At 38.7% G+C, this 22,197-nt stretch carries 13 protein-coding genes, 29 tRNA genes and 3 rRNA genes; 43 read left to right on the top strand and 2 right to left on the bottom strand.

The window, feature by feature from the left end:
* Window positions 1–43: 43 nt before the first annotated feature.
* Complete coding sequence (locus FOD82_RS07235) at window positions 44–913, bottom strand: helix-turn-helix transcriptional regulator (protein WP_144355766.1); 870 nt, start codon at window positions 911–913, stop codon at window positions 44–46.
* 2 nt (window positions 914–915) lie between these two features.
* The gene (locus tag FOD82_RS07230) at window positions 916–1,710 is read right to left on the bottom strand and encodes an alpha/beta hydrolase (protein WP_144355765.1); all 795 of its coding nucleotides are present in this window, start codon (window positions 1,708–1,710) and stop codon (window positions 916–918) included.
* A 147-nt stretch (window positions 1,711–1,857) separates the two neighbouring features.
* Here FOD82_RS07230 and FOD82_RS07225 point away from each other — a divergent pair, with 147 nt between their 5' ends.
* The 43 genes from FOD82_RS07225 (at window position 1,858) to smpB (ending at window position 22,193) form a co-directional block, all read left to right on the top strand.
* Window positions 1,858–2,463: a TVP38/TMEM64 family protein gene (locus tag FOD82_RS07225; RefSeq protein WP_144355764.1), complete on the top strand. Its 606-nt coding sequence runs from the start codon at window positions 1,858–1,860 to the stop codon at window positions 2,461–2,463.
* Window positions 2,464–3,015: a GNAT family N-acetyltransferase gene (locus tag FOD82_RS07220; RefSeq protein WP_144355763.1), complete on the top strand. Its 552-nt coding sequence runs from the start codon at window positions 2,464–2,466 to the stop codon at window positions 3,013–3,015.
* 226 nt (window positions 3,016–3,241) lie between these two features.
* Entirely contained in the window at window positions 3,242–4,549 is a 1,308-nt protein-coding gene (gene serS / locus FOD82_RS07215) for a serine--tRNA ligase (protein ID WP_144355762.1), read from the top strand.
* A 474-nt stretch (window positions 4,550–5,023) separates the two neighbouring features.
* Window positions 5,024–6,588, top strand: a 16S ribosomal RNA gene (locus FOD82_RS07210).
* 131 nt (window positions 6,589–6,719) lie between these two features.
* Window positions 6,720–6,794: transfer RNA gene (locus FOD82_RS07205), tRNA-Ile, on the top strand.
* Window positions 6,795–6,850: 56 nt separating this feature from the next.
* Window positions 6,851–6,923 (top strand) — tRNA-Ala (locus FOD82_RS07200).
* A gap of 118 nt (window positions 6,924–7,041) precedes the next feature.
* Window positions 7,042–9,947 (top strand): 23S ribosomal RNA (locus tag FOD82_RS07195).
* Between the two features lie 68 nt (window positions 9,948–10,015).
* Window positions 10,016–10,132, top strand: a 5S ribosomal RNA gene (rrf, locus tag FOD82_RS07190).
* Together the 16S, 23S and 5S rRNA genes with 18 tRNA genes alongside form the textbook arrangement of a ribosomal RNA operon.
* Before the next feature lie 6 nt (window positions 10,133–10,138).
* Window positions 10,139–10,211: transfer RNA gene (locus FOD82_RS07185), tRNA-Val, on the top strand.
* A gap of 4 nt (window positions 10,212–10,215) precedes the next feature.
* Window positions 10,216–10,288, top strand: a tRNA-Lys gene (locus tag FOD82_RS07180).
* Window positions 10,289–10,298: 10 nt separating this feature from the next.
* Window positions 10,299–10,380: transfer RNA gene (locus FOD82_RS07175), tRNA-Leu, on the top strand.
* 26 nt (window positions 10,381–10,406) lie between these two features.
* Window positions 10,407–10,479: transfer RNA gene (locus FOD82_RS07170), tRNA-Thr, on the top strand.
* 11 nt (window positions 10,480–10,490) lie between these two features.
* Window positions 10,491–10,562 (top strand) — tRNA-Gly (locus tag FOD82_RS07165).
* 14 nt (window positions 10,563–10,576) lie between these two features.
* Window positions 10,577–10,662 (top strand) — tRNA-Leu (locus FOD82_RS07160).
* A gap of 9 nt (window positions 10,663–10,671) precedes the next feature.
* Window positions 10,672–10,745: transfer RNA gene (locus FOD82_RS07155), tRNA-Arg, on the top strand.
* 8 nt (window positions 10,746–10,753) lie between these two features.
* Window positions 10,754–10,827 (top strand) — tRNA-Pro (locus tag FOD82_RS07150).
* A 38-nt stretch (window positions 10,828–10,865) separates the two neighbouring features.
* Window positions 10,866–10,939: transfer RNA gene (locus FOD82_RS07145), tRNA-Met, on the top strand.
* A gap of 12 nt (window positions 10,940–10,951) precedes the next feature.
* Window positions 10,952–11,025 (top strand) — tRNA-Ile (locus FOD82_RS07140).
* Window positions 11,026–11,056: 31 nt separating this feature from the next.
* Window positions 11,057–11,130: transfer RNA gene (locus FOD82_RS07135), tRNA-Met, on the top strand.
* Window positions 11,131–11,133: 3 nt separating this feature from the next.
* Window positions 11,134–11,207, top strand: a tRNA-Asp gene (locus FOD82_RS07130).
* A gap of 6 nt (window positions 11,208–11,213) precedes the next feature.
* Window positions 11,214–11,286, top strand: a tRNA-Phe gene (locus FOD82_RS07125).
* Window positions 11,287–11,304: 18 nt separating this feature from the next.
* Window positions 11,305–11,375: transfer RNA gene (locus FOD82_RS07120), tRNA-Gly, on the top strand.
* A 7-nt stretch (window positions 11,376–11,382) separates the two neighbouring features.
* Window positions 11,383–11,457: transfer RNA gene (locus tag FOD82_RS07115), tRNA-Ile, on the top strand.
* 3 nt (window positions 11,458–11,460) lie between these two features.
* Window positions 11,461–11,549: transfer RNA gene (locus tag FOD82_RS07110), tRNA-Ser, on the top strand.
* A gap of 71 nt (window positions 11,550–11,620) precedes the next feature.
* A complete protein-coding gene (locus FOD82_RS07105; protein ID WP_144355761.1) occupies window positions 11,621–12,328 on the top strand; it encodes a YoaK family protein in 708 nt (235 codons plus the stop codon).
* Between the two features lie 222 nt (window positions 12,329–12,550).
* A tRNA-Glu gene (locus tag FOD82_RS07100) sits at window positions 12,551–12,622 on the top strand.
* 38 nt (window positions 12,623–12,660) lie between these two features.
* Window positions 12,661–12,749: transfer RNA gene (locus tag FOD82_RS07095), tRNA-Ser, on the top strand.
* Between the two features lie 6 nt (window positions 12,750–12,755).
* A tRNA-Met gene (locus tag FOD82_RS07090) sits at window positions 12,756–12,829 on the top strand.
* A 3-nt stretch (window positions 12,830–12,832) separates the two neighbouring features.
* Window positions 12,833–12,906, top strand: a tRNA-Asp gene (locus tag FOD82_RS07085).
* 6 nt (window positions 12,907–12,912) lie between these two features.
* Window positions 12,913–12,985: transfer RNA gene (locus FOD82_RS07080), tRNA-Phe, on the top strand.
* A gap of 8 nt (window positions 12,986–12,993) precedes the next feature.
* Window positions 12,994–13,075, top strand: a tRNA-Tyr gene (locus FOD82_RS07075).
* 6 nt (window positions 13,076–13,081) lie between these two features.
* Window positions 13,082–13,152: transfer RNA gene (locus FOD82_RS07070), tRNA-Trp, on the top strand.
* A 13-nt stretch (window positions 13,153–13,165) separates the two neighbouring features.
* A tRNA-His gene (locus FOD82_RS07065) sits at window positions 13,166–13,238 on the top strand.
* A gap of 7 nt (window positions 13,239–13,245) precedes the next feature.
* Window positions 13,246–13,317: transfer RNA gene (locus FOD82_RS07060), tRNA-Gln, on the top strand.
* A gap of 26 nt (window positions 13,318–13,343) precedes the next feature.
* Window positions 13,344–13,414 (top strand) — tRNA-Cys (locus tag FOD82_RS07055).
* Window positions 13,415–13,436: 22 nt separating this feature from the next.
* Window positions 13,437–13,521: transfer RNA gene (locus FOD82_RS07050), tRNA-Leu, on the top strand.
* A 124-nt stretch (window positions 13,522–13,645) separates the two neighbouring features.
* Window positions 13,646–14,815, top strand: a complete 1,170-nt coding sequence (locus tag FOD82_RS07045) for a glycosyltransferase family 4 protein (protein WP_144355760.1) — start codon at window positions 13,646–13,648, stop codon at window positions 14,813–14,815.
* The gene (locus FOD82_RS07040) at window positions 14,808–15,851 is read left to right on the top strand and encodes a glycosyltransferase family 4 protein (RefSeq protein WP_144355759.1); all 1,044 of its coding nucleotides are present in this window, start codon (window positions 14,808–14,810) and stop codon (window positions 15,849–15,851) included. Before FOD82_RS07045 ends, FOD82_RS07040 begins: the two co-directional genes overlap by 8 nt.
* Window positions 15,851–16,876 carry a lysylphosphatidylglycerol synthase transmembrane domain-containing protein gene (locus FOD82_RS07035; RefSeq protein ID WP_144355758.1) on the top strand — a complete coding sequence of 342 codons (1,026 nt, stop codon included), beginning with the start codon at window positions 15,851–15,853 and terminating at the stop codon, window positions 16,874–16,876. Before FOD82_RS07040 ends, FOD82_RS07035 begins: the two co-directional genes overlap by 1 nt.
* A gap of 76 nt (window positions 16,877–16,952) precedes the next feature.
* Window positions 16,953–19,016 (top strand): LTA synthase family protein, encoded by a 2,064-nt coding sequence (locus tag FOD82_RS07030; protein ID WP_144355757.1) that lies wholly within the window; start codon window positions 16,953–16,955, stop codon window positions 19,014–19,016.
* Window positions 19,017–19,084: 68 nt separating this feature from the next.
* Window positions 19,085–19,318: a preprotein translocase subunit SecG gene (gene secG / locus FOD82_RS07025; RefSeq protein WP_144355756.1), complete on the top strand. Its 234-nt coding sequence runs from the start codon at window positions 19,085–19,087 to the stop codon at window positions 19,316–19,318.
* An 81-nt stretch (window positions 19,319–19,399) separates the two neighbouring features.
* A complete protein-coding gene (rnr, locus tag FOD82_RS07020) occupies window positions 19,400–21,727 on the top strand; it encodes a ribonuclease R (protein ID WP_144355755.1) in 2,328 nt (775 codons plus the stop codon).
* Window positions 21,728–21,737: 10 nt separating this feature from the next.
* Entirely contained in the window at window positions 21,738–22,193 is a 456-nt protein-coding gene (smpB, locus tag FOD82_RS07015; protein ID WP_144355754.1) for an SsrA-binding protein SmpB, read from the top strand.
* Window positions 22,194–22,197 lie beyond the last annotated feature (4 nt).

Here is a 22,197-nt window from a genome sequence, read left to right as displayed (position 1 = left end):
TTACACTGGATTGACTAGTTTTTTGCAAAACTGAAAAAACTAGTCAATTAGTAGTTTTGTTTTCAACTTGTTTAATTAAGTTACGTGCTTTTACTAAAGTTACGTGGTTTTTATTGATACGAGCAAATGCACATGCATCATAAAGATGCTGCAAGATAATATCAATTCGTTTGTCTTGTTCAATATCGTTGATTCCCATTTGAAGAAGGATCCTAGCTAAAAAGTAGACGGTGTGATGCTCACTGGCAATCTTATAACCATAATTTAGCAAGGAGTTAGATTGCTTAAATTCTTCTTCTTGTCCATAAAACTCACCAGCATTGCACAAAATTGATAAAACTTGCAAAGTAGATAATTCATCATCAATGGGAACATCCTTAATGTATTTCAATATTTGGTCATAGTAATGATGTGCTTTAGCCATCTCTTTTTCTTCAAAATAAATTTTGCTGCAGCCATTAAGAGCTAAAAGACGATAGATATTATTTTTGGTTAAAGTACCATCGTTTAAAATGCTATTAAAGTAAAAGAGCGCAGTCATGCTGTTTCGGTCACTTTCAAAGGCAAACATCCCTTGCAAATAACTGTAATGTAGCTGGTCGGTTTTATGCTTTAAATCTTTAGGATCAATTTCTTGTAGTAGTTTATAAACTTTGGTGTAGTTATAGGTAATAAAGGCAAAATCGGCTTCAAACATTTTTTGAGTGGTAACATTATCTTTACTAGTAGTCATAATGTCTCCGACTTCGATACTCATGCGATCACATAAATTTTGCAAAATTTTGAAAGAAGGGACTTGTCCATTATTTTCAAATTTGCTCAAAGTAGATTGTGTGCAAATGTCTTTACAAAGTTCATTTTGAGAAATTTTTTGAGATTTTCTGATTTGAATAAATTTTTGAATGTTAATCATAATTATTTTTGGCGCTTAATAGTCTGATATAAAAAATCGAGAGATTCGTCAACATAATCGCTGGCATAATCCATCGCATGTCCGTAACCTTTGATAACAAGAAGTTCTACTCCTAGATTTTTCTGAGCTAAAAAATCAACAAAGTTTAAAACGCTCTTTAATGGAGTTAGTTCATCGGCAGAATTTATCATCATCAATTCTTTTAAATTGCTGTAGTCATAAGAAGCAGCATCCATCTTTTTGAGGATTTTTGGATCATTTGCTCCAGCATAAGTAAGAGTAAAGTATTTATAAAATGCATTATTGATTTCGTGAGGTTCAGTAAGACCTAGTTCATCTTTTGCTTCAAAAGAAGGCTTAACATCTTTATGTTTTTTCATCCAATCAGAAAAATCAACCGGTGCTGACCATGTAACAGTAGGGAAACCATATTTTCCGGCAATATTTAAAGCCATAGTGCCACCGACACTAGCACCAATTTGAACGATATTTTTTTGATCATCGTCATCAGTGTATTCTGATTTTAAAAGCCATTTAACAAACTGATTGGCATCATTATGTGCTTCTGGAAAAATTTGGCTTGGTGCAAGACTATATTCAGGAATAAAAGTCATAAAACCTGCATTAGCAAAACGAATTCCCATCTTTTTAGCAGCAACTTTGCTTCCGCGGAACCAGCCGCCACCATGCCAAAAAATCAAAATTTTTGTGTCTGATGAAGTATCATTTGGAAAATAAATATCAGTTTTTAAATTTTTGTCTGTGTCATAGACAATATCATTTTTTCTTACGACCATAATACACACCCTTTCAAAATATTATTCATACTCCATTATATATTAAAAATCTTCAAAATATGTGTTAGACAATTGCTAATGCTGTTCTAAGTATGTAATCATAGTTAAAATATAATTAGACGTTTTTTACCTTGGAGGCGAACAGAGATGCATTTATCAGCAAAAACTAGTAGAAAGTTGATTAATTATGCCACGATAATTTGTGGAATTATTATTGTTTTGCTTGTGATTTATTGGTATAAATTGGGAATTTTTACCGATCAAGAAAAAATGAAAGCCTATTTAGCGAATAAGCAAATTATTGGACCGATAGTTTTTGTCTTGATTCAAATTGTACAAGTAGTTATTCCAATTATTCCTGGAGGAGTTTCTTTATTAGGTGGGGTTGTATTTTTTGGACCAGTTGCAGGATTTATATATAATTACATTGGTATTTGTATTGGCTCAATAATCAATTTTTTCTTGGCACGTTATTATGGTAGGCCTTTTATTTTGCATATTGTGTCCGAAGAAACACTAGATAAGTATATGAAATGGACAAAAAATCAAAAGAAGTTTAATTGGTTTTTTGCATTGTGTATTTTAGCGCCGGCTGCTCCAGATGATGTTTTATGTTTGTTAGCTGGATTAACAAAGATGAAATTCTGGACATACTTTTGGATTATAATTTTATGTAAACCTTGGACAATTGCGGCTTATAGTATTGGATTGGTTTATGGAGCTAACTGGCTTTTAAAGATAGTAGGTAAATAAATGATTGATGATGAAGAAATATATTTGAGAAATTTTGAGTTGGGGGATGCAGCTGTTTTATATAAATGGGGGCAAGATGCTCATTTTCATAAGCTAGCTGGATTTAATCATTTTAATAATTATGATGAAGCTCTTCAGGCTGTAAAACAATATGCTAAGAGAAAATATAGTTATGCTATTTGCCTAAAAAATGACGATAAAGTGATTGGATTGATTGAACTTTATGAACGTGGCCTAGATGAGCGTAGCGGGTTGCTGAATACTAAAGAAATAGGTTTTTTGATTGATTCATCTTATCAAGGACAAGGTTTAATGAAAAAAGCTATTAAGTTAGTTTTGAATTATGCTTTTATAAAATTAAATCAAACAGAGATTTGGGCAGGAGTTTTTGAAGAAAATGTTCGCAGTCAAAAATTATTAGAAGCTTTAGGCTTTAAATATATTTATGAATATGATATGAATCAGATTTCAGAAATTTTTTCATATAAAGAAAAATATTATTTGCTCAAAAAGGCAGAATGGCTTAAAATAGACGAAAACACGAAATCCTAAGACTGCTTAAAGAGAGTCTGCTAGTGTGGTGAGAAGCAGGTGCGGTCGCTTCCAGATTTCTAAATGTGGGCAATTAATAGTTGCACGGTCTGACGCCGTTATCAGTCATTTTCAATGAAGTGCAGTCATTACGACTGAAGTTGGGTGGTACCGCGAAAGACAGTGTAAGAGCCGATTCGTCCCAAATATAGGGATAATTCGGCTCTTTTTGTATGGAGGTTTTTTAATGTTAGATATTAAAGTGATTCGTGAGAATCTTGATTGGGCTAAAGATAAGCTCGCAACACGCGGCATTGAGCCTGAAGAATTAGATGAATTAGTTGAAATTGATAAAAAACGTCGTGAAGATTTAACCAAGAGTGAACAACTTAAGGCTGAAAGAAATGATGTTTCTAAAAAAATCGGTGAAGCAAAGCGTAATAAAGAAGACGCAAGTAGCGCTATTAAGCAAATGCAAGAAGTAAGTGCTCAAATCAAGGATTTGGATGAAGAAATTCGTGATTTAACTGAAAAACAAGACTACATTTTGCTTCGTTTGCCTAACTTCCCAGCAGACTCAGACCCAATTGGTCCTGATGAAAGCTACAATGAAGAAGTTCGTAAGTGGGAAGAGCCAACTAAGTTTGACTTTAAACCAAAAGCACACTGGGATATTGGAACTGACCTTGATATTTTAGATTGGGATCGTGGTGCTAAAGTTTCAGGAGCTCGTTTTGTTTACTATAAAGGTGCAGGAGCTCTTTTAGAGCGTGCTGTATTTAACTTCTTCTTGGATGAAAATACTAAAGAAGGATACACTGAAATTATCCCGCCATACTTAGTAAATGATGCTTCAATGCAAGGAACTGGACAATTCCCTAAATTCCACGAAGATGTTTATACTATCGTTGATAATGATGATCCAGATAAGCCAAGAGACTTAACTTTAATTCCAACTGCTGAAGTTCCTTTGGTAAACTATTTCCGCGATGAAATTATTCATGATGAAAAGTTGCCTATTAATGTAACTGCTATGTCACCAGCATTTAGAAGTGAAGCTGGTTCTGCTGGTCGTGATACACGTGGTTTAATTAGAATGCACGAATTTAGAAAAGTTGAAATGGTCAAGTTGTGTAAACCAGAAGAATCATGGGATGAACTTGAAAAGCTTACCCATAATGCAGAACACTTATTACAAAAATTAGGTTTACCATATCATGTTGTGGCCCTTTCTACTGGAGATGCAAGTTTTACTAGTGCTAAAACTTATGATCTTGAAGTTTGGATGCCAGCACAAGATAAGTATCGTGAAATTTCAAGTTGTTCAAACTGTACTGACTTCCAAGCTCGCCGTGCTAAGATTCGTTATCGTGGTGAAGATGGTAAGCTTCACTTAGTTCACACTTTGAATGGTTCTGGACTTGCTGTAGGTAGAACTGTAGCTGCAATTTTAGAAAATTATCAAAATGAAGATGGCAGTGTAACTGTACCAGATGCATTAGTACCATACATGAATGGTATGAAGAAAATTACTAAACAAGAAAGCTTGATTTAGTTGATATAAAGAGGACTTCGGTCCTCTTTTTTATTTAATTTAAATTTTTTGCAAAAAAAGCTTGCAATTTAATAAAAAGTCCTGTATTCTAATAAAGTCGCTTGAAGCGATAAAGAACTTCTGAAAAAGGAAGAGACAGCTCAAGAAAACTTTTTAAAAAAAGATTCAAAAAAGGGGTTGTCAAAAAGAAGAAAAGCTGGTAATATATTTAACTGTCGTCAGGAAAAAGGCAGAAAGCCAAAGAGAGATGACAGCCAAGCTCAAAAATCTTTTAAAAGAAATTGAAAAAAGTTCTTGACAAAAGAAAATGAGCCTGATATAATATAAAAGCTGACTTCTAAGTCAGAAGGTAGTACATTGAAAACTGAACAAAGTTTCGCAAAGTGTGCGGGTGTAATAACCCAAACAAATGAGCGAAGTCAATTCGCAAGCAATAAATTTTGAGACAAAGATCTTAAAAAAACGATTATTTATAAAAATGAGAGTTTGATCCTGGCTCAGGACGAACGCTGGCGGCGTGCCTAATACATGCAAGTCGAGCGAGCGGAATTAGCAGATTTACTTCGGTAATGACGCTTTGGAAGCGAGCGGCGGATGGGTGAGTAACACGTGGGTAACCTGCCCTTAAGTCTGGGATACCACTTGGAAACAGGTGCTAATACCGGATATGATCTATAGCTGCATGGCTGTAGATTGAAAGGCGGCGTAAGCTGTCGCTAAAGGATGGACCCGCGGTGCATTAGCTAGTTGGTGAGGTAACGGCTCACCAAGGCGACGATGCATAGCCGAGTTGAGAGACTGATCGGCCACATTGGGACTGAGACACGGCCCAAACTCCTACGGGAGGCAGCAGTAGGGAATCTTCCACAATGGGCGAAAGCCTGATGGAGCAACGCCGCGTGAGTGAAGAAGGTTTTCGGATCGTAAAGCTCTGTTGTTGGTGAAGAAGGACATGAGTAGTAACTGGCTCATGTTTGACGGTAATCAACCAGAAAGTCACGGCTAACTACGTGCCAGCAGCCGCGGTAATACGTAGGTGGCAAGCGTTGTCCGGATTTATTGGGCGTAAAGCGAGCGCAGGCGGAAAGATAAGTCTGATGTGAAAGCCCTCGGCTCAACCGAGGAATTGCATCGGAAACTGTGTTTCTTGAGTGCAGAAGAGGAGAGTGGAACTCCATGTGTAGCGGTGGAATGCGTAGATATATGGAAGAACACCAGTGGCGAAGGCGGCTCTCTGGTCTGTAACTGACGCTGAGGCTCGAAAGCATGGGTAGCGAACAGGATTAGATACCCTGGTAGTCCATGCCGTAAACGATGAGTGCTAAGTGTTGGGAGGTTTCCGCCTCTCAGTGCTGCAGCTAACGCATTAAGCACTCCGCCTGGGGAGTACGACCGCAAGGTTGAAACTCAAAGGAATTGACGGGGGCCCGCACAAGCGGTGGAGCATGTGGTTTAATTCGAAGCAACGCGAAGAACCTTACCAGGTCTTGACATCTAGTGCCATCCTAAGAGATTAGGAGTTCCCTTCGGGGACGCTAAGACAGGTGGTGCATGGCTGTCGTCAGCTCGTGTCGTGAGATGTTGGGTTAAGTCCCGCAACGAGCGCAACCCTTGTTATTAGTTGCCAGCATTAAGTTGGGCACTCTAATGAGACTGCCGGTGACAAACCGGAGGAAGGTGGGGATGACGTCAAGTCATCATGCCCCTTATGACCTGGGCTACACACGTGCTACAATGGGCAGTACAACGAGAAGCGAACCTGTGAAGGCAAGCGGATCTCTTAAAGCTGTTCTCAGTTCGGACTGCAGGCTGCAACTCGCCTGCACGAAGCTGGAATCGCTAGTAATCGCGGATCAGCACGCCGCGGTGAATACGTTCCCGGGCCTTGTACACACCGCCCGTCACACCATGAGAGTCTGTAACACCCAAAGCCGGTGAGGTAACCTTTATGGAGCCAGCCGTCTAAGGTGGGACAGATGATTAGGGTGAAGTCGTAACAAGGTAGCCGTAGGAGAACCTGCGGCTGGATCACCTCCTTTCTAAGGAAGCTGAATGGTGGAGAGTAGAGATACTAACAGAAGCCAAGAAAGCAAACGGAAGCACACGAGAGAAACTTTGTTTAGTTTTGAGGGTAGTACCTCAAAAGAAACTTGAATAACAAGCGTTAGTCGGGCCTATAGCTCAGCTGGTTTAGAGCGCACGCCTGATAAGCGTGAGGTCGATGGTTCAAGTCCATTTAGGCCCATTGACATAATGAATAAAAAGAGTTAAAGTTATGTCAGCCTAAAATAAAAGAATATTGGGGGCTTAGCTCAGCTGGGAGAGCACCTGCTTTGCACGCAGGAGGTCATCGGTTCGATCCCGTTAGCCTCCATTGAATCCTAGAGGATTCAGGAGCTAGTACATTGAAAACTGAATAAGAAACCAAGCAAAAACCGAGACAATCATTGAACAGATTGCGAAGAGCGACCGAGAAGAGAGATCTTGAGTAAGGTCAAGAAGAAAAGGGCGCACGGTGAATGCCTAGGCACTAGAAGGCGAAGAAGGACGTGACGAACCACGAAAGTCCTCGGGGAGCTGTAAGTAAGCTATGATCCGGGGGTATCCGAATGGGGGAACCCAGTGCAGAGATGCATTACTTATCATTGTTAAGATGGTAAGGGCAAGACGCAGTGAACTGAAACATCTAAGTAGCTGCAGGAAGAGAAAGAAAGATCGATTTCCTTAGTAGCGGCGAGCGAAGAGGAAAGAGCCCAAACTCAGTAATTTATTATTGAGGGTTGTAGGACTGCAATAAGGCACTTCAAGAGATAGCAGAATCATCTGGGAAGGTGAGCCAGAGAGGGTGAGAGCCCCGTAAGCGAAATCTTAAGAAGGCTGAGCAGTATCCTGAGTAGGCCGGGACACGAGGAATCCCGGTTGAATCCGCGAGGACCATCTCGCAAGGCTAAATACTAGCTAGTGACCGATAGTGAACCAGTACCGTGAGGGAAAGGTGAAAAGAACCCCGGAAGGGGAGTGAAAGAGAACCTGAAACCGTGTGCCTACAAGTAGTCAGAGCACATTAAAGTGTAATGGCGTGCCTTTTGTAGAATGAACCGGCGAGTTACGTTATGCAGCGAGGTTAAGTCAGAAAAGACGGAGCCGCAGCGAAAGCGAGTCTGAATAGGGCGAGCAGTTGCATGACGTAGACCCGAAACCAAGTGACCTACCCATGGCCAGGTTGAAGGCGTGGTAAAACACGCTGGAGGACCGAACCCACGTAAGTTAAAAATTGCGGGGATGAGCTGTGGGTAGCGGTGAAATTCCAAACGAACTTGGAGATAGCTGGTTCTCTCCGAAATAGCTTTAGGGCTAGCCTCGTGGTAGAGGATAATGGAGGTAGAGCTCTGTTTGGACTAGGGGCCCGTCAGGGGTTACTGAATCCAGATAAACTACGAATTCCATATATCCATACACGGGAGTCAGACTGCGAGTGATAAGATCCGTAGTCGAAAGGGAAACAGCCCAGATCACCAGTTAAGGTCCCCAAATCTATGCTAAGTGGAAAAGGATGTGGAGTTGCGTAGACAACTAGGACGTTGGCTCAGAAGCAGCCATCATTCAAAGAGTGCGTAATAGCTCACTAGTCGAGTGGCGCTGCGCCGAAAATTTACCGGGGCTAAGCATAGTACCGAAACTGTGGATGTGTTTTAAAGAGCACGTGGTAGGAGAGCGTTCTAAGTGCGGCGAAGGCAGATCGAGAGGACTGTTGGAGCGCTTAGAAGTGAGAATGCCGGTATGAGTAGCGAAAGATAGGTGAGAATCCTATCCGCCGAAAGACTAAGGTTTCCTGGGGCAGGCTCGTCCGCCCAGGGTAAGTCGGGACCTAAGGCAAGGCCGAGAGGCGTAGTCGATGGACAACAGGTAGAGATTCCTGTACTGCGATCAATCGTTAAGAGCGATGGAGGGACGCAGGAGGCTAGGAACGCGTGGGGCTGGAAATCCACGTTCAAGCGTCAAGCCAGAGAGTGAGTCAAATGCTTGCTCTTGATAAAAGCAAGGCGTGATGAGGAGCGAAATAAAAGTAGCGAAGGTTCTGATGTCACACTGCCGAGAAAAGCTTCTAGCCAGAGAGATCGTACCCGTACCGCAAACCGACACAGGTAGTCGAGTGGAGAACACTAAGGTGAGCGAGAGAACTCTCGTTAAGGAACTCGGCAAAATGACCCCGTAACTTCGGGAGAAGGGGTGCTGATCGTAACAGATCAGCCGCAGTGAATAGGCCCAAACAACTGTTTATCAAAAACACAGGTATCTGCAAAGTCGTAAGACGACGTATAGGTGCTGACACCTGCCCGGTGCTGGAAGGTTAAGAGGAGAGCTTAGCTTAGGCGAAGGTTCGAATTGAAGCCCCAGTAAACGGCGGCCGTAACTATAACGGTCCTAAGGTAGCGAAATTCCTTGTCGGGTAAGTTCCGACCTGCACGAAAGGTGTAATGATTTGGGCACTGTCTCAACGAGAGACTCGGTGAAATTATAATACCCGTGAAGATGCGGGTTACCCGCGACAGGACGGAAAGACCCCATGGAGCTTCACTGTAGCTTGATATTGGGTATCTGTTAAACATGTACAGGATAGGTAGGAGCCTGAGAAGATAGGACGCTAGTTTTATCGGAGGCACTGTTGGGATACTACCCTTGTTTGATGGATACTCTAACCTCGGCGCCTCAGCGGCGTCAGGGACAGTGTCAGGTGGGCAGTTTGACTGGGGCGGTCGCCTCCTAAAGTGTAACGGAGGCGCCCAAAGGTTCCCTCAGAATGGTTGGAAATCATTCGCAGAGTGTAAAGGTATAAGGGAGCTTGACTGCGAGAGATACATCTCGAGCAGGGACGAAAGTCGGGCTTAGTGATCTGGTGGTACCGTATGGAAGGGCCATCACTCAACGGATAAAAGCTACCCTGGGGATAACAGGCTTATCTCCCCCAAGAGTTCACATCGACGGGGAGGTTTGGCACCTCGATGTCGGCTCGTCGCATCCTGGGGCTGAAGTCGGTCCCAAGGGTTGGGCTGTTCGCCCATTAAAGCGGCACGCGAGCTGGGTTCAGAACGTCGTGAGACAGTTCGGTCCCTATCCGTCGTGGGCGCAGGAAATTTGAGAGGAGCTGTCCTTAGTACGAGAGGACCGGGATGGACGCACCGCTGGTGTACCAGTTGTCTTGCCAAAGGCATCGCTGGGTAGCTATGTGCGGAAGGGATAAGCGCTGAAAGCATCTAAGTGCGAAGCCCCCCTCAAGATGAGATTTCCTTTGCGAAAGCAGTAAGACACCTCAGAGACTATGAGGTAGATAGGCTGGAAGTGGAAGAGTAGTGATACTTGGAGCGGACCAGTACTAATCAGTCGATATCTTGACCAAAGCGATTCGCAACGGTTTTTGCGGAAAGGTTTCATATTCAGTTTTGAGTGTAAAAGCTCACAAAAGAGTACGGTGGCGATAGCAAGAAGGATACACCCGTTCCCATGCCGAACACGGAAGTTAAGCTTCTTAACGCCGAGAGTAGTTGGTGGGAGACTGCCTGCGAGGGTAGGCAGCTGCCGTGCTCAAATGGAGGATTAGCTCAGCTGGGAGAGCATCTGCCTTACAAGCAGGAGGTCACAGGTTCGAGCCCTGTATCCTCCATTCCGAGTCGTTAGCTCAGTTGGTAGAGCAACGGACTTTTAATCCGTGGGTCGAGGGTTCAAGTCCCTCACGGCTCATGACCCTAATGCGGGTGTGGCGGAATTGGCAGACGCGCTAGATTTAGGTTCTAGTGTTTTCGGACGTGTGAGTTCAAGTCTCACCACCCGTATATGCCAACCACATGTTGACATTAATGCCGATTTAGCTCAGTTGGTAGAGCATCTGTCTTGTAAACAGGGGGTCGTACGTTCAAGTCGTATAATCGGCATTTATATTTTTGCGGAAGTAGTTCAGTGGTAGAACATCACCTTGCCATGGTGGGGGTCGCGGGTTCGAATCCCGTCTTCCGCTTTTCATTAAAATATGCCGGGGTGGCGGAATTGGCAGACGCACGGGACTTAAAATCCCGCGGTTGGTTTCAACCGTACCGGTTCGACTCCGGTCCTCGGCATTTAATGAAGCGCCCATAGCGCAACTGGATAGAGTGTCTGACTACGAATCAGAAGGTTGAAGGTTCAAATCCTTCTGGGCGCATTTATTAACGGGAAGTGGCTCAGTTTGGTAGAGCACCTGGTTTGGGACCAGGGGGTCGCAGGTTCGAATCCTGTCTTCCCGATTAGTAATCTATAAATACATCTAATGGTTACAGTTTTTGGCGGTGTAGCTCAGCTGGCTAGAGCGTCCGGTTCATACCCGGGAGGTCGAGGGTTCGATCCCCCCCGCCGCTATTTTGTAAGCTTGGACCTTTAGCTCAGTTGGTTAGAGCAGACGGCTCATAACCGTCCTGTCGTAGGTTCGAGTCCTACAAGGTCCATAATGACTAAAAACTTTAATTATTTTTTAATCGCGGGATGGAGCAGTCTGGTAGCTCGTCGGGCTCATAACCCGAAGGTCGTTGGTTCAAATCCAGCTCCCGCAATATGGTCCATTGGAGCAGTGGTTTATCTCGCCTCCCTGTCACGGAGGAGATCATCGGTTCAAATCCGATATGGACCGTAAGATGGCTCGGTAGCTCAGTTGGTAGAGCAAAGGATTGAAGCTCCTTGTGTCGGCGGTTCGATTCCGTCCCGCGCCATTCGTTTTTGTATATATTGCGGGTATAGTTTAGTGGTAAAACGAAAGCCTTCCAAGCTTTAGTCGCGAGTCCGATTCTCGTTACCCGCTTTTCTTTGGGCCTATAGCTCAGCTGGTTTAGAGCGCACGCCTGATAAGCGTGAGGTCGATGGTTCAAGTCCATTTAGGCCCATATGGAGTAGTACTCAAGTGGCTGAAGAGGCGCCCCTGCTAAGGGTGTAGGTCGGGTTTTCCGGCGCGAGGGTTCGAATCTCTCCTACTCCGTAGTGTTAAACCACCTAATCGTTTATGATTGGGTGGTTTTTGTGTTTTGTTAAAGTTTATAGGATAAAATTATGGTTTTTGAAAAATTAATTCGTAGTAAAAGTATTGCTCAAACAAAAGAAATAGCAGGTGCATTAACTTTTTGTGGAGGATTCATCGATGCCTATACTTATATACAAAGAGGACATACATTAGCTGCTGGACAAACTGGAAATATTATTTTCTTTAGTGCCTCTTTAGCGAATGGAAATGTAATGGGTATGATCAATAGATTATCAACAATTTTAGCTTTTATTTTTGGATTAACTATAGTTACATATATTCATTCACATACTCAAAGTAGATATTGGAGAATTTTTGAAATGATTCCAATAATGGTGGTTTGTGCAGTAGTAAGTTTCTTGCCTAAAAATGTTCCAGATTATTATGTGGTTCCAGCTTTGGCTGTTGGATTATCCATGCAAACTGGAGCTTTTAAAAAAATTGAAGGATTAGGTTATAGTAATGGTTTTACTTCTGGAAACTTGAAAAAAACTGTCATTGCATGGAGCGAATATTATTTTGACAAAGATGTAGATCAAAAAGAGCCTGCACGCAATTATACACTCTTAGTCATTGCATTTGCGACAGGAGCGATTATTTCAGCCATTTTTCAAAAGTTTATAGGGTCATACACCTTACTGATAGCTACAGCGCTCCTAGCGCTTGTAAATGGGCTTTATGGATATATGGTATATAAGCGTCATAAAGAATGGGAGGCTAAAAAAAGAAACCTATGAAAACGTTGATGCTATAAGGCTTTAGAACTTTTTTTGAATAAAAATAAAAAAAGTTTCAATTTTTACTTGCCAAAACCAAAATTATTGTGTAATATTAAATACGTCTTGTGGCGCAGGTCACTTAACAAAAAGCTTTAAATCAAAAAAATAAAAAAAGTTGTTGACAAATGATTTAAAGTTAGGTATTATAATTAAGTGCCTTGCGTCAGTAAGGAATGACACGACCCGTTGGTCAAGTGGTTAAGACACGGCCCTTTCACGGCCGTAACATGGGTTCAAATCCCGTACGGGTCATTACCAATTAAATATAAGTTGGTACTTTATTTCACGATGGAGGATTACCCAAGTGGCTTAAGGGAACGGTTTTGAAAACCGTCAGGCGGGTTATGCTCGCGCGTGGGTTCAAATCCCACATCCTCCTTAACATCGCGGGATGGAGCAGTCTGGTAGCTCGTCGGGCTCATAACCCGAAGGTCGTTGGTTCAAATCCAGCTCCCGCAATATGGTCCATTGGAGCAGTGGTTTATCTCGCCTCCCTGTCACGGAGGAGATCATCGGTTCAAATCCGATATGGACCGTAAGATGGCTCGGTAGCTCAGTTGGTAGAGCAAAGGATTGAAGCTCCTTGTGTCGGCGGTTCGATTCCGTCCCGCGCCATCAATAACGGAGGAGTAGCGAAGTGGCTAAACGCGGCGGTCTGTAAAACCGCTCTCTCTGAGTTCGGCGGTTCGAATCCACCCTCCTCCATATAATAGGGATATCGTATAATGGTAGTACATCGGTCTCCAAAACCGCTGATGTGGGTTCAATTCCTACTATCCCTGTTTATACTTCACGGCGGAATTGGTGAAGGGGTTAACACACCGGTTTGTGGATCCGGCATACATGGGTTCGAATCCCATATTCCGCCCTAGCATTGGGATATAGCCAAGTGGTAAGGCATTAGACTTTGACTCTAACATGCACTGGTTCGAATCCAGTTATCCCAATCTATTTAACAGAATATAAAGCTCATGGCAGGGTAGCCAAGTGGTAAGGCAGAGGTCTGCAAAACCTTTATCGTCGGTTCGAATCCGATCCCCGCCTTTAAGCTATCAGAAAATATTATGGCGGTGTGGCGGAATTGGCAGACGCGCCAGACTCAAAATCTGGTGTCCATTACGGACGTATCGGTTCGACCCCGATCACCGCTATTTTCAAACAGTTCACGGAAGTGAGCTGTTTTTTTGTTTTTATATAACTTTTATATATATTTGCTATTTAAAATTGCGAATGCTTTCTTGAATCTCTATAATGGTTACTATGGAGGTATTTTTGATGAACATTGGTATTTTCACCGATACATATTTCCCCCAACTAAGCGGTGTTGCAACGTCTATAAAAACGTTGAAGGATGCCTTAGAAAAACAGGGGCACAATGTATTCATATTTACGACAACTGATCCTCATATAAAAAAAGAAACTATTGAGCCAAATGTTTTTCGGTTTAGTAGTATTCCATGGGTATCGTTTACTGATCGTAGAATTGCTTTTCGAGGCTTTTTTGAAGCAGCGAAAGTTGCTAAAGAAGTGAAATTAGATATTGTACATACTCAAACAGAATTTGCATTAGGTATGATGGGTAAATATGTTGCTCATCAATTAAAGATTCCGGTAATCCATACTTATCACACTATGTATGAAAATTATTTACATTATGTACTTAATGGACATTTGTTAAAACCTTATCATGTAAAACAGTTTACTAAGGGTTATTTGAAAAATATGGATGGAGTAATTGCCCCAAGTGAAAGAGTGAAAGAGTTACTCATTCGCTATGGAGTAAAAATTCCTATTAAAATTATTCCAACTGGCGTTGATATTGAAATAATGAATGGTGAAATTAATAATAATCTGCGAAATGAATTAGGAATAGAGACAGATGCTCCAGTTATTTTGACTTTAAGTAGAATTGCGGCAGAAAAGAAAATCAATCATATTCTTAATATAATGCCTCAAGTGGTTGAAGAATTTCCAAAGGTTAAATTAGTAATTGCTGGTGATGGACCCGATGTTGATGTTTTAAAAGAGCAGGTTGAAAGATTGACATTAGAAAAATATGTAATCTTTACAGGACCTGTTAAGCATGAAGATGTAGGTAATTATTATCGAATGGCGGATTTATTTGTTTCTGCTAGTGATACAGAAACACAAGGTTTAACTTATATTGAAGCTATGGCATCCGGAACCCCATCTATTGTATATGAGACTGAATATACAGAAAATATTTTTGATAATAAGCTCCTGGGCCAAACTTTTAACACTCAAGATGAAATGTTAGCTGAAATTTTAGAATATTTACATATGGGAAAGAAGAAAATTCCGCATGATATATTAGAAGCAAAATTGGATAAAATTTCTGCTAAACACTTTGGTAAAGAAGTGTACAATTTTTATCAGGAAGTAATTGAAAACTATAAGAAAAATAAAGAGGATTTAGATGATTAGAATTAATATGTTTTCTCAAGCTGATTCTGTTAAAGGACAAGGAGTAGGTTCGGCTTATAATGAATTGATGAGCTTATTAAGAAGAAAGATGGTTGATGAATACTACGTCACCGTCAATAAATATGGAACATCCGATTTAACGCATTACCATACAATTAACCCAACCTATTACTTGAATAGTTTTTCGCCAGCACGTGGTAGAAAAATTGGTTATGTTCACTTCTTACCTGATACTCTAGAAGGATCAATCAAATTGCCAGGTTCTGCTAAAAAGATTTTTTATAATTATGTAATAGATTTTTATAAACGAATGGATAAAATTGTAGTAGTTAATCCAATTTTTATTGATAAATTAGCTCAATATGGAATTGATCCAGAAAGAGTTCAATATATTCCAAACTTTGTTTCAAAAACTGAATTTTATCCTCAAAATCAAGTTACTAAAAATGCTTTTCGCAATAAATTAGGTATTCCTCTTGATAAATTTGTGGTTTTTGGAGATGGTCAAGTTCAAGAACGAAAAGGTGTAGATGATTTTGCTAAAATGGCACTAGCTAATCCAGATGTGCAATTTATTTGGGCTGGTGGCTTCTCATTTGGAAAAATTACAGATGGTTATGATCATTATAAAAAGTTAGTAGATAATCCACCAAAGAATTTAAAGTTTACTGGTATAGTTGATCGAAAAGATTTGGTAAACTATTTGAATATTGCAAATTTATTTGTTTTACCTTCATATGATGAACTTTTTCCTATGTCGGTTCTTGAAGCTTTTAGCTGCGGAACTCCTGTATTATTAAGAAATTTGGACTTATATAAAGCTATTATTGATGGATATTATCTTAAAGGTGATAATTTTGAAGAAATGAATAAACAACTTCAGAATGCTGTTAAAAATCCACAAATTTTGAAGCAATATAAGGAATTATCTTTAAAAGCTAGTGATCAATATTCTGAAGATAATTTAGCGAGAATTTGGAGTGATTTTTATGCTCAACAATATGATATTGGAAGGGAATTAGGACAAATTCATTAATGAATAAAAAACACTTATGGGGCATACTGATTGTTTTGGCAATCAGCGCCTTTGTACTTTATACAGACTTAAAGACTACTCCAATTCATGAAATTCAAAAAGCTGCCCAGGGAATGAATTGGTTTGCTTTTAGTATGATTTTTGTATTGATGCTTTTATCTTATGTTTGTGAAGCTGCAATTTTAGCGACTTTAGCTAAAAGAAAAAATGAACCTAAAAGAAGTAAATGGTCATTTTTTAGAATACCTATTATTCAAGCTTTATTTAATGCCATTACTCCAATGTCAACAGGAGGACAGCCATCTCAGCTTGCTGCAATGGTTCAGATGGGAATTGAAGGCGGAAGAGCTACATCGCTTTTATTAATGAAATTCATCATTTATCAAGTTGTTGTATTATTTGCCTATGTATTAACTATTATTTTTGGTTTTCATATGGTAGCAACTAAATTTTCTGCTTTAGCAATTTTTATTGTTATCGGCTTTATTATTCATGTTAGTTCAATTTTATTTTTATTAGCTATTATGTTTGCATATAATTGGACCAAGAATGCTACTAATTTTTTGATGAATTTACTCGCAAAGTTTATTAAAAAAGAACGTGTAGAAAAATGGCGTGCAGCTACAATGGAAAAAATTGAAACATTTTACGCTGAAAGTCAAAAACTAAAAAAAGAAAAGAAAAAGTTATTAATTTCAACATTTTTGACTGTGGGTCAGTTATTAATTTTTTATTCAATTCCTTATGTAGTATTAATGGCACTTAATGTACATGCTTCCTGGTTTGCAGTTACACAAATTAATATTATGATTATTATGTTTATGGCAATTATTCCAATTCCAGGAGCTTCCGGCGGGGCAGAATATAGTTTTCAGACACTTTTTGCTACTTTTGTTTCTTCACATGGTGCACTTGTCTTGGGAATGTTTTTATGGAGATTTGCGACTTATTTCTTTGGGATGATATTAGGAATTTTTGGCTGGATTTTTAAACCTAAGAAAATAAAGAGCAAGCAAAATAATTAACATTCAGTAAAATAGCTAGTTATTAACTGGAAATACGTAGTAATATGGTTAGCATGAGCGAAAGGAGGAGCACTGTTTGAAAAGTATAAAGTCTTTTTTTAACTGGTTGACTAAAACTAAGCTGGGCTTTTTTATAATTGTTTTGACCTTATTTTGGTTAAAGACTTATTGGGTCTATTTAAATAAGTTTAATTTAGGCGCAGTAGGTCCTATGCAAAATTTTTTATTATTAATAAATCCAATTCCAGCAGGGATGCTGCTTTTAGGAATAGGACTATTTTTTAAAGGACGAAAATCATACTGGATAGTGATGATTATCGACTTTTTGCTTAGTTTGTGGTTATTTGCAAATATTTTATATTATCGTGAATTTTCGAACTTTTTGTCTTTTTCAATTATGAAAACATCAGGCTCAACTTCAGATAATTTAGGAAAAAGTATTGCAGGAATTACTCAAGCCAGTGATTTTTTAGCATTTTTGGATGTTGCAATAATTATTGCATTATTAATTTTTAAAGTTATTCGTATTGATATTCGCCCATTAAAATTACGAGTTAATTTAATGATTGAAACTTTAGCCTTAACATTAATGGGAATTAATCTTTTGATGGCTCAAGAAGATCGTTCAGGACTTCTTACTAGAACCTTTGATAATAATTATATTGTTAAGTATTTAGGAATGAATGAGTATGCCGTTTATGATGGATTTAAAACTGCACAAACAAGTGCCCAGATGGCTAAAGCAAATGTTTCTGATATTAATTCGGTTCAAAAATATTTAAAGGCAAATTATGTTAAACCTAATCCTGAGTACACGGGTGTGGCTAAAGGAAAAAATGTTTTGGTAATTCACTTAGAGAGTTTCCAACAGTTTTTAATTGGTTACAAGTGGAAAGGCAAGGAAGTAACTCCTAATTTGAATAAAATTTATCATGCAAAAGATACTATAAGTTTTGATAATTTCTTTAATCAAGTAGGTCAAGGGAAAACTTCCGATGCTGAAATGATGCTTGAAAATTCGCTTTATGGGTTACAATCAGGAAGTGCAATGTCAAGTTATGGCACCAGCAATACTTTTCAAAGTGCACCAGCAATTTTGCATCAACAAGCAGGCTATACTACGGCTGTAATGCATGGTGGGGCTGGGTCGTTTTGGAATAGAAATAATGCTTATAAATCATTTGGTTATCAGTATTTTATGCCTTTGTCTTTTTATGAAAATAAGCCCGATTACTACATTGGATATGGAATAAAGGATAAGCTATTCTTTAATCAATCTATTAAATATATCGAACGTTTGCCGCAACCGTTTTATTTAAAGATGATTACAGTTACTAATCACTATCCTTATGATATTGATAAAAAAAATCAAACAATTTCTAAAACCAATACAGGAGATGAAACTGTTGATGGTTATGTTCAAACTGCTCATTATTTAGATCAAGCTATTGGTCAATTAATGAGTTGGATGAAAAAGACTGGCTTAGATAAAAATACTTTGATTATGTTCTATGGGGATCACTATGGAATTTCTGGTAATCACCATAAAGCTAGTGCTGAACTTCTTAAAAAAGATAGTTTTAATGATTTTGATAATTTAAATTTCCAAAGAGTTCCATTAATGTTTCATATGAAAGGACTTAAGGGAAAAATTGATCATACTTATGGCGGTGAAATTGATGTTTTACCAACTTTATTAAATCTTTTGGGCATAAAGGACAATGATACTATTCAGTTTGGACATGATTTATTAAGTAAAAATGCTCCACAAATAGTTGCTCAAAGAAATGGTGATTTTATTACGCCAGAATATGCTAAAGTTACAGGGAATTATTATTATACAAAGACAGGAAAGAAAATTACTCATCCTAATAAAAGGCTAAAAGAAAAGCTGTTAACTCTTTCTAATCAAGTGACAACTCAACTGTCATTATCAGATCGTGTAATCGATGGTAATCTTTTGAGATTTTATCAACCAAAATGGTTTACTAAAGTTAAACCAAGTGATTATAATTATAATAAAGATGAGTCTTTGAAGACTTTGTATTCAAAAGATAATAAAACATCATTGTGGTATAAGAATCACAAGAAGACAACACAATCGAAATTTAAGACAGATGCACCTGAGCTAGAAAAATAAGCCTGCAAAATTTTCTGTTTTGTGATAAAATTGTTCAGTAATCGTATCTGTGTATTGGAGGCAGCGCATTGTACAATTTATTTATGACGCTACTAATCATTGTTTCAATTTTAATCGTTATTGCAACAATGATGCAGCCACAAAAACAACAAGACGCTTTAAACGCCCTTTCTGGTGGTGCAGTTTTTAGTGGTCAAACCAAAAAACGTGGTTTTGAAGCATTTATGGAAAAAGTAACCGCAGTTTTATTGGTACTATTTTTCGCATTTGCTATTGTATTAGCAATAATGTCTTCAAAATAATTTTTGTTTAAAGTCTCCCGATCAAGTGTGTTGGGAGGCTTTTTTTATAAATACTTACTTATAAAGAAACGGAGAATATTAATGGTACAAAATGAAAAAACTTTAGGCGGTGTTTTAGAAATATTTCGTCATGAGCCTCAGAAACAGTTTCGTATAGATCAAATTGAAAAAAAGGCTCGAAGAGATCGTTTAGGCAATTTTACTGAACTTATTAAAGCATTATCATTTCTAGAACATGAAAAAAAGATTATTACAGATGGCAAGGGACGCTATCAATTAGCTCAAGCTAATACAATTGTTGAAGGTGAATTTAGAGCAAATGAACGCGGTTTTGGCTTTATAAGACTTGATGATGAAGAAGCCGATGATGTATTTGTTGATGCTGATTATACTAAATTTGCAGTTAATGGCGATCGTGTAAAGGTAAAAATTATTGCTGATGGCAATCCTTGGAATGGTAAGGGACCAGAAGGTCATATTGAGGAAATTTTAGAACGAGGAACCACAACATTAGTTGGTGAATACCATCCATTAACTGATGAAGAAGTTGAAGCAAGTCACTTTATTGGTTATGTTTTAAGTAACGATAAAAAACTTCATAAATATCGTGTTTATGTCTCAGAAAATGGTATTGTTCCCCAAATGGGTGATATGGTCAAGGTTTCAATTAAGGATTATCCTACTGAAGCTAATCCAGAATCAATGACTGGTGCAGTTATTGAGGTGATTGGTAATAAAAATGATCCTGGTGTAGATATTATGTCTATTGTCGCTTCTCATGATGTGCGCACAGAATGGCCTGAAGAAGCAATGGATCAAGCTAATAGTATTCCTGACCATGTTACTGATGAAGATAGAAAAGGCAGAGTTGATATTACTGATCAACCAGCTGTAACTATTGATGGGGATGACTCAAAAGACTTTGACGATGCTGTTGTTGTATGGAAATTGCCAAATGGAAATTACCATTTGGGTGTCCATATTGCTGATGTATCTCACTATGTCAAAGAAAATACTCCTTTGAATGCAGAAGCTTTTGCTCGTGGAAATAGTACATATTTAGTTGATAGAGTTATTCCAATGCTTCCATTTAGACTGTCTAATGGGATTTGTTCTTTAAACGAAGGTGTAGACCGTCTTGTTTTATCATGTGATATGGAAATTACACCAGAAGGTAAGCGTGTTAACTATAAGATTTATCCATCAGTTATGCGTTCTCATGGTCGAATGACTTATAATAAGGTTAATAAGGTCTTAGCAGGCGATATGGATGGCTTAGAAGATAAATATGTAAAACTACGTCCGATGCTTGAAGATATGTCAGACCTTCACAATGCCCTTTATAAGCAACGTCATAAGCGTGGTGCAATTGATTTTGAAGAACCAGAAGCAAAAATTATAGTTGATGATAAAGGCAAGCCTGTCGATATTGTTTTACATGAACGCGGAACAGCAGAAAAAATGATTGAATCTTTCATGTTGATGGCAAATGAGACTGTAGCGGAAGATTATTATAAAAAGCATGTTCCTTTCTTATATCGTGTTCATGAAACTCCTGATGGTGAAAGAATTAAAACTTTCTTTGAGTTTTGTAGTGCTTTTGGACTTAATGTAAAAGCTGATCCAAATAATGTGAAACCAATAGATTTACAAAAAGTGGTAACTAAAACAGAAGGTACGCCTGAAGAAGCAGTTGTTCAAATGATGATGTTAAGAAGTTTGAAGCAAGCACATTATTCTGAAGATGCGCTTGGACACTTTGGTTTGGCTGCAGAATTCTATACCCACTTTACTTCACCAATTCGTCGTTATTCTGACTTAATGGTGCATAGAATGATTCATCAATATGCAGATAAAGGTATGGGAGAAGATACCAAGAAACATTTTGCAAGTTATTTGCCAGAAGTTGCTGAACAAACTTCAACTCAAGAGCGTCGCTCAATTGATACTGAGCGTGAAGTTAATGATCTTAAGATGACAGAATTTATGGCAGATAGAGTAGGTGAGCATTTTGATGCAGTAGTTTCTTCAGTTACTAGCTTTGGAATGTTCATTCAATTGCCAAATACTGTTGAAGGTCTCATCCATATTTCTAATTTAGATGATGATTTTTACAGCTTTGATGAAAAAACGCTTACTCTTACGGGACGTGGCACTCATAAAAAGTTTAAGATAGGGATGCCTATTAAAGTTACATTGATTAATGCTAATGTTGAACAACATCAGCTGGATTTTGAAATTTATGACCCTAATGCTCCTAAGCGTAAACATAATGATCGTGGGATGAATAATCGTCGTCGTGGTAACCGCGGTTTTAAAAATAATCAAGGACGCCGTGGTGAAAAACAACATAACTTCCATGGTCGCAGAAATAATAAAAATCACAATAGCCGTAGTTTTAAGCATTAGGTGAGTTTTTATGAAAGAAAAAAATGAAAATCTGATTGCTCAAAATAAAAAAGCAGGTCATGACTATTTCATTAAAGAAACTCTAGAAGCAGGAATTGCACTTACAGGGACAGAAATTAAGTCTATTCGTGCACGCAGAATTAATTTACGTGATGGTTATGTGCAAATTATTGATGGATCTGCTTTTTTGGAAAATGTGCATATCAGTGAATATAAACAAGGAAATCGCTATAATCATGATCCATTAAGAAGTAGAAGGCTTCTTTTGCATAAAAAAGAAATTGCTCGTTTGGCTAAAGCTCAAGCAGAACGTGGGATTGCTATTATTCCTTTAAAGGTTTATCTTAAGCATGGCTTTGCTAAAGTTCTCATTGGAGTAGGTCAAGGGAAGAAGCAATATGATAAGCGAGAAACTATTAAGAAACGAGATCAAGATAGAGAGCTTCGTAGAAAATATAAAGTTTAGTTTT

This window comes from Lactobacillus sp. LL6, from assembly GCF_007570935.1.
GTDB lineage: Bacteria > Bacillota > Bacilli > Lactobacillales > Lactobacillaceae > Lactobacillus.
This window is presented reverse-complemented; position numbering and strand designations above follow the sequence as displayed.